This window comes from Aeromonas sp. L_1B5_3 (assembly GCF_963866575.1).
Taxonomy (GTDB): Bacteria; Pseudomonadota; Gammaproteobacteria; order Enterobacterales; family Aeromonadaceae; genus Aeromonas; species Aeromonas jandaei.
Genome location: NZ_CAWMDN010000167.1, coordinates 1 through 10,946, shown reverse-complemented (window position 1 = coordinate 10,946; position 10,946 = coordinate 1). Strand labels below are relative to the sequence as shown.

Annotated in this window: 11 protein-coding genes; 4 read left to right on the top strand and 7 right to left on the bottom strand. The window is 59.4% G+C overall.

The features are described 5' to 3' along the window. On the bottom strand, positions 1 to 601 hold a 601-nt coding region (locus AACR93_RS22175; protein ID WP_043851998.1), incomplete at its 3' end, for a MalY/PatB family protein. A 186-nt stretch (positions 602 to 787) separates the two neighbouring features. Between AACR93_RS22175 and AACR93_RS22170 the strand changes: the two genes are divergently transcribed. Then, positions 788 to 1,960 carry an MFS transporter gene (locus tag AACR93_RS22170; protein ID WP_043851997.1) on the top strand — a complete coding sequence of 391 codons (1,173 nt, stop codon included), beginning with the start codon at positions 788 to 790 and terminating at the stop codon, positions 1,958 to 1,960. A 17-nt stretch (positions 1,961 to 1,977) separates the two neighbouring features. On the opposite strand, the gene AACR93_RS22165 is transcribed toward AACR93_RS22170, so the two are convergent. Next, on the bottom strand, positions 1,978 to 2,877 hold the full coding sequence (locus AACR93_RS22165) for a LysR family transcriptional regulator (protein WP_043851996.1): 900 nt from the start codon (positions 2,875 to 2,877) through the stop codon (positions 1,978 to 1,980). 130 nt (positions 2,878 to 3,007) lie between these two features. Then, positions 3,008 to 3,763: a YciK family oxidoreductase gene (locus AACR93_RS22160; protein WP_042030069.1), complete on the bottom strand. Its 756-nt coding sequence runs from the start codon at positions 3,761 to 3,763 to the stop codon at positions 3,008 to 3,010. Positions 3,764 to 3,984: 221 nt separating this feature from the next. Between AACR93_RS22160 and sohB the strand changes: the two genes are divergently transcribed. Together sohB and AACR93_RS22150 are read left to right on the top strand one after the other, a co-directional pair. Continuing rightward, the gene (gene sohB, locus AACR93_RS22155) at positions 3,985 to 4,992 is read left to right on the top strand and encodes a protease SohB (RefSeq protein ID WP_043851995.1); all 1,008 of its coding nucleotides are present in this window, start codon (positions 3,985 to 3,987) and stop codon (positions 4,990 to 4,992) included. Between the two features lie 200 nt (positions 4,993 to 5,192). After that, positions 5,193 to 6,416 (top strand): MFS transporter, encoded by a 1,224-nt coding sequence (locus AACR93_RS22150; RefSeq protein ID WP_043851994.1) that lies wholly within the window; start codon positions 5,193 to 5,195, stop codon positions 6,414 to 6,416. A 4-nt stretch (positions 6,417 to 6,420) separates the two neighbouring features. Here the strand turns inward: AACR93_RS22150 and AACR93_RS22145 are convergent, their stop codons facing one another. Together AACR93_RS22145 and AACR93_RS22140 are read right to left on the bottom strand one after the other, a co-directional pair. After that, positions 6,421 to 7,503 carry a protoglobin domain-containing protein gene (locus AACR93_RS22145; protein WP_043851993.1) on the bottom strand — a complete coding sequence of 361 codons (1,083 nt, stop codon included), beginning with the start codon at positions 7,501 to 7,503 and terminating at the stop codon, positions 6,421 to 6,423. A gap of 160 nt (positions 7,504 to 7,663) precedes the next feature. Beyond that, a complete protein-coding gene (locus AACR93_RS22140; RefSeq protein WP_043851992.1) occupies positions 7,664 to 8,017 on the bottom strand; it encodes a DsrE/DsrF/TusD sulfur relay family protein in 354 nt (117 codons plus the stop codon). A gap of 158 nt (positions 8,018 to 8,175) precedes the next feature. Here AACR93_RS22140 and AACR93_RS22135 point away from each other — a divergent pair, with 158 nt between their 5' ends. Next, on the top strand, positions 8,176 to 8,571 hold the full coding sequence (locus AACR93_RS22135; protein WP_043851991.1) for a DUF1090 domain-containing protein: 396 nt from the start codon (positions 8,176 to 8,178) through the stop codon (positions 8,569 to 8,571). 54 nt (positions 8,572 to 8,625) lie between these two features. Here the strand turns inward: AACR93_RS22135 and AACR93_RS22130 are convergent, their stop codons facing one another. Beyond that, entirely contained in the window at positions 8,626 to 8,874 is a 249-nt protein-coding gene (locus AACR93_RS22130; protein WP_041210724.1) for a YfhL family 4Fe-4S dicluster ferredoxin, read from the bottom strand. A gap of 1 nt (position 8,875) precedes the next feature. Next, positions 8,876 to 10,240 carry a prephenate-dependent tRNA uridine(34) hydroxylase TrhP gene (trhP, locus tag AACR93_RS22125; protein WP_043851990.1) on the bottom strand — a complete coding sequence of 455 codons (1,365 nt, stop codon included), beginning with the start codon at positions 10,238 to 10,240 and terminating at the stop codon, positions 8,876 to 8,878. Between the last annotated feature and the right edge of the window lie 706 nt (positions 10,241 to 10,946).

Genomic DNA, 10,946 nt, shown 5'->3' with positions numbered 1-10,946 from the left:
GCAGATCGCAGTGGATCTCGTCTGAGCAGATCACCAGATTGTGGCGCTCGGCGATGGCATCGATGGCCAGCAGCTCGTCGCGGGTAAAGACGGTACCGCCCGGGTTGTGGGGGTTGCAGAGCAGCAGCAGGTCAGCCGAGGGGGCCTGGCGCTCCAGTTCTGCAAGGTCCAGCACCCAGCGACCAGCCTCTTCCACCATGGGGACGGTGAGCAGGGGACGGTCGTTGAAGCCCGGCGCCTGCAGGAAGGGGTAGTAGACCGGTTTGGGGGTGATGATGCCGCGGCCATGCTGGCTCCATGCCTTGCAGGCAAGGTTGAGCCCCGGTACCACGCCGGGCAGAAATACCAGCCACTCCGGCTGGATGGCCCAGCCATAGCGGGTGGCCAGCCGTTCGATGATGAGTTCGATCAGTCGGGGGGAGGGGCGAGAGTAGCCGAAAATGCCGTGAGCCACCCGCTTGGTGAGCGCCTCGATCACGGATGGCGGAGAGACAAAGTCGGTGTCGGCGACCCACATGGGCAACACATCCTGACCCTTGTACTTGTCCCACTTCAGACTCATGGTGCCACTGCGGTCAACTTCCCGATCAAAATCAAACATGCGAACTCCTTGTGCTGGCCAGATGGGCTTTCACTCTACGGGGTCGCGGCCCGCCCCGCAAGCGACAACCCCGGAGCGAGCAGCCTTGAGCCGGCTCTTGATAATGACATAAGATAAGTGCGGTTTTTTCATGCGGTTGCTGCTCTGACCTTCCGTATTTTCTGCTTCGCGACGAATGGTAATCCTATGGCCTTGCTGACGGCGGTAACAAGACGTCCTGATCCCGTATCCCTTTCTTTTCTTGCTGTCACCTTCATGACCGGTGTGGCGGTAGCGCTTCAGGTACCTACCTTGAGTCTCTTTCTTGCTCAAGAGGTTCAGGTGCGCCCCTTTCTGGTGGGCTTCTTTTACACCATCAATGCCGTGGTTGGCATCCTGATCAGCCAGTGGCTGGGCCATCGCTCCGACAATCGAGGGGATCGCAAGCGCCTCATCCTGCGCTGCTGTTTTGCCGGCATCGCCCTCTCCCTGCTGTTTGCCTGGAACCGCAACTACTGGCTTCTGGTGAGTCTGGGGGTATTGCTGGCCAGTCTGGCGGCCACGGCCAGCCCCCAGCTGTTTGCGCTGGCGCGGGAGTACTCCGACAGCCGCAACAAACGGGCTGACATGTTCAGCTCGGTGATGCGTGCCCAGTTCTCGCTGGCCTGGGTCATCGGTCCGCCCATCGCCTTTGCGCTGGCCATCGGCTACGGCTTCGAGGTGATGTATCTCGCCTCCGCAGTTGCCTATCTGCTCTGTACCCTGGTGGTCTGGCGCTGGCTCCCCTCTCTGCCGTTGCCCAAGATGGCCGAGGAGAGCGAGCGGGTCAGCAGCTGGCGGGATCCTTCGGTGCGGGCGCTGTTTATCGCGTCCACCCTGATGTGGACCTGCAACAGCATGTACCTCATCAATATGCCGCTCTACATCACCCGCGAGCTGGGAATGGACGAGAAGCTGGCCGGGGTGTTGATGGGGACGGCTGCGGCCCTCGAGATCCCCTTCATGCTGCTGGCGGGCTACTACACGGCGCGGTTTGGCAAGCGGCCCATGATGCTGCTGGCGGTGCTGGCCGGTGTCATCTTCTATGGCGGGCTGGTGGGCTTCACCAGCCACTATGCACTGATCGCGCTGCAGCTCTTCAACGCCATCTTCATCGGTATCGTTGCGGGGATCGGTATGTCCTATTTTCAGGATCTGATGCCGGGTCGGGCAGGGGTTGCCACCACGCTCTTCTCGAACAGCATCCGCACCGGCTCCATCATGGCGGGGGCCATTGCCGGCATAGTGGCGGAGGTGTGGAGCTTTCACGGTGTCTTCATGGTGGCACTGGTGCTGGCCATGGTGGCGCTGGCCGCCTGCTGGCGAGTGCCCAATGTCTAGGAGAAAAGGGTAGCGCCTTATTTACCCTGCGCAGAGAGGCTCTGCTCGCCCTGATACTCGTTGCGCAGGCAGCGCAGCAGCAGCTCGGTGGCGGGGCCAAGTGATTCGGGAGAGAGGGTAAGCAGGTAGGTGTAGAGGTGGCGTTCGTTGCCGCTCTCCAGATCGAGCTGCACAAGCGCGCCGGAGGCCAGCTCAGCTTCCACCAGATGGCGTGGCAGCCAGGCGTAGCCGAGACCCTGCAGGATCATGCTGATCACCTCGTGATAGTGCGTCGCTTTCCAGCCGGTATCATCCGCGTCGTTCCAGTCCACCGAGCGGTGAATGGGGGGATGAAGGCTGATCTGGTTGTGGCTGGTGAGGTCATCGAGGCTGATGGGCCCCTCCAGCTGGGCCAGCGGGTGGTTGGCGGCGCAGAGAGGGCGCAGGCACACCTCGTCCAGCACCAGCCCGGTGCGATCCCCCGGCAGATGTTCCGAGAGCATCAGATCCCCCGGCTGCAACGCATTGAAATGGCAGTGAATACGCTCGTGCAGATTGACCCGGCAGCCACGGCTGCGGGGGTAGAAGTGGGCCAGCGCACGGTAGAGGCGCTCCCTTGGCTGTAGCGCCGAGACGTAGAGGTTGATCTGCGGCTCCCACTGCCGTTCCAGGTTATTGGCCAGATTTTCCAGCTCCTCCACTTGCTGGCTCAACTGGCGCGCCCGCTTGAGGAAGATCTCCCCCGCCGGGGTCAGCACCGCTTTGCGGCCACGCACCTCCAGCAAGGGCACCCCCAGACTCTGCTGCAACTTCGCAACCGCATGGTTGAGGGAGGACTGGCTCTTGTTCAGCGCCTCGGCCGCCTGGGCGTAGCCGCCACAGTCGACTACTGCCTGAAAGATCCGCCATTGCTCAAACGTGCTTTTGGGACGAAACATAGTTCAACCTGATTGGAGAGGGTGGAGTCAGGGAGATGCAGGGAGCCGAGGCTCCCTATTCAATTTAACCCCTGTCTCGCAATAACCCGGTTATTTTGTTGATTTATTTGGGCTGCGCCGCTTTCCTGGCTTATTTGGGCTGCGCCACAAAGGTCTGGCCGGTTTTGCCCCGGCTGTCGCTTCCCATCAGATAGAGGTAGAGCGGCATCAGGTCGGCCGGAGTCTTGAGGTTCATCGGATCTTCCGCCGGGAAGGCGCTGGCCCGCATCTTGGTCCGGGTGCCACCCGGGTTGAGGGTATTGACCCGCACGCCGGTGTTTTCCAGCTCGTCCGCCAGCACTTCCATCATCCCCTCGATGGCAAATTTGGAGATGGCGTAGGTGCCCCAGTAAGCCCGTCCTTTGCGGCCCACACTGGAGGAGGTGTAGACGATGGAGGCATCGCCGTGCTCTTTGGCGCTCTGGCGAACCAGCGGCAGCAGCGCCTGGGTCAGCAGAAATTCCGATTTGACGTTGACCTGCATCACCTCGTCCCACTCCTTCTCCTGAATGTGCTCGAAGGGGGAGAGGGTGCCGAGCAGTCCGGCATTGAACAGAATGCCGTCGAGGCGACCAAACTGGCGGGTGAAGGTGGTGGCCAGTCCACGATAATCGGCGGCGGTTGCGGTTTTCAGATCGAGCGGGACGATGGCGGGCAGCGGGTGACCGGCAGCCTCAATCTGGTCATAGACGGCTTCAAGTTTGGCACTGGTGCGGCCGAGCAGGATCACGGTAGCGCCGTGGGCGGCATAGGTGAGGGCGGCTTCGCGGCCGATCCCGTCTCCGGCACCGGTGACCAGAATGACCTTCTCCCTGAGCAGATCGCGGGGGGCCTGATAATCGAGCATGGCAACTCCTGTTAACAAATTCCGGCCATAAGTGCATGGCAATCGAGGCCAAGTGTACTGATCCGCGCCTCGGTTTGACCAGCTCATCGCCGAAAAAATGTGAAGAAAATAGAGGGGTTGTGAGTATCAGGTTGGATTTTTAACGGCTTGATGCAGAGTTTTTGCGCGCGTCCGGCAAACTCCCTAGAATGTGACAAAACCGATCCTCTCTGGAGTCCACCGTGACATTTTTGACCGAATATGGCCTGTTTCTGGCCAAAACCGTGACCTTTCTGCTGGCCATCGGCGCCATCGTCCTGATGGTGGTCAGCAGTCGTCAACCCAAGGCGCGCAAGGGCGAGCTGGTGGTGACCGATCTTTCTAACGAGCTGGAGCAGGGGCAGTTTGCACTCAAGAGCGCACTGTCCAGCAAGGCCGAGCGCAAAGTGCTGGAGAAGCAGCAGAAAGAGGAGCAGAAAAAGCGTGCCAAGGCGGGTGACGAACGCAGCCGGCTGTTCGTTATCGATTTCAATGGCAGCATGGATGCCAAAGAGGTTGCATCACTGCGCGAAGAAGTGAGCGCGGTGATCGGCGTAGCACAGCCGGGCGACGAGGTGCTGCTGCGCCTTGAGTCCGGTGGCGGTGTGGTGCATGGCTACGGTCTTGCCGCTTCCCAGCTGCAGCGGCTGCGTGACAAGGGGATCAAGCTTACCGTGGCCATCGACAAGGTGGCTGCGAGCGGCGGCTACATGATGGCCTGCGTGGCGGATCAGATCCTGGCGGCGCCGTTTGCCATCGTGGGCTCCATCGGGGTGATCGCCCAGATGCCGAACTTCAACAAGCTGCTGAAAAAGCACGACATCGAGTTCGAGATGCACACCGCAGGTCAGTACAAGCGTACCATCACCATGTTTGGCGAGAACGATGATCTGGGGCGCGAGAAATTTCGTGAGGAGCTGGCCGCTATCCACGAGCGCTTCAAGCAGTTTGTTGCCGAGCACCGGCCGCAGCTCGATATCGATCTGGTCACCACCGGCGAGCACTGGCTGGCGAGTCAGGCCAAGGGATTGGGGCTGGTGGATAGCCTCTGTACCAGTGATGACTACCTGCTGGCGCAGGCCAGCCAGCACAAGGTGGTAGGCATTCGCTACAGCCGGCCCAAGAGCCTGACCCAGAAATTGGGGCAGCAGGGCGCACAGGCGCTGGAAGCCGGGCTTGGCCGCCTGTGGCAGCAGAGCCCCTGGCGCTGAGTCGCGACCCGCACCGGGCGTGACAAGTGGTGAGCGAGGCCAGTCGGGGCAATCCGGCTGGCCTCGTTTTTTGGCCACGTTGCAGGGCGTGTTGCCGATTGCAACACTGTGGCGAGGAAGGTTGTCTCCATTCAACTCCTCTGTTACAACTGAAGGCTTTCCCCTTTCAATGCAGGGCCTACGGGCCAGGGAGCATGCCAATGCCATGGAGCACCTTCAGGCAATTTACCCCGCTGGTCTGGATCGTCATTCTGGGCACCTTCATGGTGCGCACCAGCTACTACATGGTGTGGCCCTTTCTTTCCATCCTGCTCTATCGGGAGTATGACCTCTCGGCAACCCTCATCGGCCTGCTGCTGGGGGGCTCGGCAGCGCTCTCGACGCTGGTGAGTTTCTACGGCGGTTGGCTTTCTGATCGCTTCGGGCGGAACAGCATTCTGCTCGGCGGTTGTCTAGTGGCGATGCTCTGTTTTGGTTTGCTCGGCTTTTCCCACTCCGTACTCTGGCTTGGCGTCGGAGTGATGGGGAGCGGGCTTGCCTCCGGGCTTATCGATGCGCCTGGCAAGGCGCTGATGGCTGATAGCCTGGCGTCGGCCAAGGCGCGGGAGCTGGCTCTGCACCTGCGCTATTTCCTGCTCAACCTCGGCGCCGCGCTGGGGCCGTTGCTCGGGGTGACGCTCGGGATCAATGCCCAGCAGGAGACTTTCCTCTTTCTGGCCACGAGCTATCTGCTGCTGGGTGTCGCCTTTGGCTGGGGCTTTCGTCGGGCGGGTTCCTCTGACAGGAATAGCGCAGCCGGTCCCGGCTTGCGCGATGCCATCCAGGTGTTGCTGGCGGATCGCGCTTTCCTGCTGCTGGTGATGGCCAATCTGCTGATGGTATTGGTCTACTCCCAGTTTCACTCGCCACTGGTTCAGTACCTGACCCGCGCCGGTATGCCGCAGGTAGCCGAGCTGGTTGCCTTGCTGGTGGCGACCAATGCCCTGACGGTGGTGTTGCTGCAGTTCCCGCTGCTGCGGCTGCTCTCGCGCTGGCCGGTGCGGGTGCGGCTTCATATCGGCATGGCTCTGTTTCTGGCGGCCCAGCTGCTGTTTGCCGCAGGGGATCCGCTGGTGCGTAGCCACTGGTTTGGCGCTGTGCTGTTGCTCAGTATCGGCGAGACCATCCTCTTTCCACTGCTCAACGTGCTGATCGACCAGATGGCGCCCGGCCATCTCAAGGGGAGCTATTTTGGTGCCAGTGCACTGGCAGGCTTGGGCAGCGCCGTCGGGGCTCTGCTGGGGGGCTGGATCCTGGAGCAGTGGAGTGGACAGCTGCTATTCCTGCTGATGGCGCTGCTCTGCGTGGCCATCTTCTGGCTCTATGAACGGGGAGCCCGCGTGCGGCACCCTGCGGCAGCCGTGTCGAAGCCCGGCAGCAACTGAGTGCTCAATGGCGCTCTTTGGGGGAAACTGTCTTGAGGGCTCGCTTGGCGGCATACATCCGCTCGTCCGCCAGCCGGATCAGGTTTAGCCCCTCGTCGTAATGTTCGGGGCCGGTCTGCACTATGCCGATACTGAGGGTGATCCCGGCCAGTTGATCCTTTATCGCCTGGGTCAGTCGCTTGAGATAGATATCCCGCGCCTGCGCCTCGTTGCAGTTGGGCAGGATCAGGCAGAACTCATCCCCGCCATAGCGAAAGCAGCAGTCTTCGCTGCGAAAGACCTGACGGATGCAGGTACCGACGGTGCGCAGGATCTCGTCCCCGCGCTGGTGCCCCTCGCTGTCGTTGATCTGCTTGAAGTTGTCGATATCGAGGTAGGCGATGGCCACCGGTTCGGCCCGTCGCTGGCAGGAGCGCAGCGTCAGCTGCAGCTGATCGTTGAGGTGGCGAACGTTGAGCAATCCCGTCAGCGCATCGGTGCGGTTGAGCTCCTCCAGCTGATGGGTGCGCTCGCGAACCTTCTGTTCGAGGCTTTTCGCATAGTTCTCCGATTTCTCTCTGGACGACTCGATCTCTGACACCAGGCTGCGGATATAGGTCTCGAAGACCAGCGTGATGTCGAACAGGATCAGCTTGTCCAGCGCCGCCAGCATGGCGATCCGCTCGCTCTCGTTGCCGATTTGGTCAAAGATGTTTTCGATCAGCAGCGCCTTGAGGGTGTTGATGGCAGCCAGATAGAGCTTGGGTTCGACGCCGATCCGCTTGTGCACCAGCCCGATCCGCAGCCGGTTGTTGACGTACTCCAGATCGTAGAGACCGCTGAACAGATCGAGAATGTAGCGCCGCTGGGCGGCTCGCAGCCGGTTGAGGGTATCGGCATCGCCTATCAGCAGGGCAATCTCGGTTATAGCTGTTTGCTGCTGGTAAAACTTGTCGACCAGCTCATCGATATGGGGCTCGATCTTGCCGCTGTAACTTGCCAGCAGAGCGACATCCTGTTCGTTCAGCAAAAGCAGCTCTTTGCGATGGGCAATTTCAAATTCGGTGATCCGCATCTGCTCCAGCAGGGTCTGTTCCGTGGGTTTCATCGCTGCTCTCTATCAAGGGGGCCGGCAGGACTCCGTGTCGCTGCCGTAGCCTTATTGGAAATAATTTGCAATTGATAGTGTAGACACTTGTGGGATGGAGACTGAAATGGCTCTTGTCGACAGAGCCATTTCATCGGGCTGGATCGTCAGGCGAGCGGTATTAGAAGGTCAGTACCTTGTCAGCGGCGAGGGTCCACTGGGCCAGCATCGGCAGGGTGCCGATCTCGATACCCTCGATCAGCGGCAGGGAGGTGATACCACGAGCATCGGTGCAGGTTTTGCACAGGCGAATGGTGACCCCTTGTGCCAGCAGGATCTCCAGCATCTGGCGCAAGTTGTATCCTTCGGCCGGAGCCTGACCGGCCAGCGCCGCGCTCACCGCATCAGACATCAGGAACAGCTTGAGGCTGGCACCGCCCTGTTCGTTGAGGGCAATGGCCAGACGCAAGGCATTGAACAGGGATTCGCTGCCATAGGGGGCACCGTTGGCAATCACCACAATTTGTTGATTCATAAGAGACTCCCGATTGGAAAGAGCGCCATTGTAGAACCAATAAGGTGGCAATTGCGTGATATGACACAACTTCTGTCGCACCTTTTTCCCGCTTGCTTGACCCTGCTGCCGATCGAGGTTTTTATGGTCAGCTCGCAAACAAGACCGGATGAATCGAGATGTGGAAAGTATTGGGAGCCGGCTTGCTGCTGTTGGCTGGCTCGGCCTGTGCCAGTCAGCCTGTCGGTTGCAAGGCCCGCCTGCAGGCGGTCAACGAGCAGCTGGTGTTTGCCAAAGCACACAACAATGCCGGGCAGATTGCCGGGCTGGAGCAGGCCGCGCGTAATATCAGGGCCTACTGTTCCGACGAAGGGCTCCTCAAGGAGCAGAAACAACGGGTAAGCAAGCTGCGGGGAGAGGTCAATGAGCGCCTGCTTGAACTGCAGGAGGCCAGAGTGTCCGGCAAACCGGGCAAGGTAGCCGACAAGCAGAGCAAGCTGGAACAGGCTCAGACCGACTTGCTGGAGGCGCAGCGGGAGCTGGGTGAGCTGAACCGGTTGGTCAACAAAAAGTAGTGCCCATTCGATGAGCGGGGATCAAAAAGGCCGGGATAACCCGGCCTTTTGCATTTATTGCCTGTGCATCCGCACAAACTTCTCCATCAGCTGATCTTCGGTCTCCACATGGGCGGGATCCCAGATGATGCAGTCGATGGGGCAGACACTGATACAAGTAGGCTTCTCGTAGTGACCGACGCACTCGGTGCAGCGGCCGGGGTCGATCTCGTAGATCTCCTCCCCTAAGCTGATTGCCTGGTTCGGGCACTCGGGATCGCACATGTCACAGTTGATGCACTTGTCGGTGATGAGCAGCGCCATCTCAAGCCGCCGTATGGGGGTTGCGCGTGTCTTCGCGATCCCCGAGGTTGCGCAGCAGGATGCCGAAGTTCACATCCAGATCTTTGGGGACCGGCACATAGACCACGTGACCATTGCCCGGCGCGGTGTCGATGAGCTCGCCCTTGCGGTTCTCCATCTGCTCCAGATTGAAGCGGACGTTGCCCTGCGGGGTCATCAGCTCCAAGCTGTTGCCAACCAGGAACTTGTTCTTCACTTCCACTTCCACCATGTCGCCACGGCGACCGGTGATCTCGCCGACAAACTGCTGGGTGTCGGAGACAGAGTAGCCGTAGTCGTAGTTCTGGTATTCGCTGTGGTTGTGACGGCGCAGGAAGCCCTCGGTATAGCCGCGGTGAGCCAGGTTTTCGAGGGTGCCCATCAGGCTGCGATCGAACGGACGACCCGCCACTGCATCGTCGATGGCCTTGCGATAGACCTGAGCGGTGCGGGCGCAGTAGTAGAAGGACTTGGTGCGGCCTTCGATTTTCAGCGAGTGAACGCCCATCCTGGTCAGACGCTCAACGTGCTCGATGGCACGTAGGTCCTTGGAGTTCATGATGTAGGTGCCGTGCTCGTCCTCAAACGCGCTCATGTACTCGCCCGGACGGTTGGACTCCTCCAGCAGCACCAGTGCATCGCTCGGCTTGCCGAGGCCCAAAGTCGGGTCAACTTTCTGCACCGCGATAGGTTCCTGACGATGGACGATCTGGCCAACTTCGTCTTCCTTGCCCTCGTGTACCTTGTACTCCCAGCGGCAGGAGTTGGTGCAGGTGCCCTGGTTGGGGTCACGCTTGTTGATATAGCCGGAGAGCAGGCAACGGCCGGAGTAGGCCATGCACAGCGCCCCGTGAACGAACACTTCCAGCTCCATCTCCGGCACCTGCATGCGGATCTCCTCGATCTCGTCCAGCGACAGCTCGCGGGAGAGGATGACCCGGGTAAGACCCATCTGATGCCAGAACTTCACCGTGGCCCAGTTAACCGCGTTGGCCTGCACTGACAGGTGAATAGGCATATCAGGGAAAGCTTCGCGCATCATCATGATGAGACCGGGGTCGGACATGATCAGCGCATCCGGCTTCATCTCCACCACCGGACGCATGTCGCGGATAAAGGTCTTGAGCTTGGAGTTGTGGGGCTGGATGTTGGCCACCACGTAGAACTGCTTGCCAAGGGCATGGGCTTCGTTGATGCCAAGCTGCAGGTTCTCGTGATCGAATTCGTTGTTACGCACCCGCAGGCTGTAACGGGGTTGGCCGGCATAGACGGCATCGGCGCCATAGGCGTAGGCGTAACGCATGTTCTTGAGGGAACCTGCGGGGGAGAGCAATTCTGGTCTAAACATGTCGGACTCTTCGTATCTGATTGCAAATCAGGAAGGCACTACCTAATAGCGCCGAATAATCAATGACTTACATTGATTTTTTTGGTGTGTATAGTCGTGTATAGTTGGGATCTCCCAACACCCTAATATTTTACCACCAAACCCAGCTGCCAGCCACGCACACAGCTTGGCTGAGTTGATTTCGGATGCATCCGTGCTAGCAGAGCGGTAGGTCGCAACATATGACTTGTGTCGAACTCATCCGGAGCTTGCTAGAAGGGAACTACTAGCTGATGCGAGATCAACAGACACTATTGGCCTCATGGGCTGGGTCATTTTTGTTTTTTGCGGACTATGAGTTGAACGGAAATGTGGTAACGACAGGTAGTTATGGACAACAATAGAGATACACTAATGTCATTTTCTTGGATGTGGCCCTATGCAGCGTAAGCTGCAATCATCAAAGCCGTCGCGTATACGAAATGGCCAAGCCACTTTCGATATCACTCCCTCTTTAGATGATATCTGGCACTCCTTCCCCGCCCGACGCCCAGCGTCAGACAGCCATGAACGAAATCGTTAAAGTAATTTATGGGTACACAGGAGATATTCAGCGGAGATGTATATGTCACGAAAAATGGAGTTTCGAAGCTGTTCATCATGACTGCGGAGTATCACGCACATGAGCGGGCACTACATCAGCATGCTAGGGAAGGTGCGAACAAGT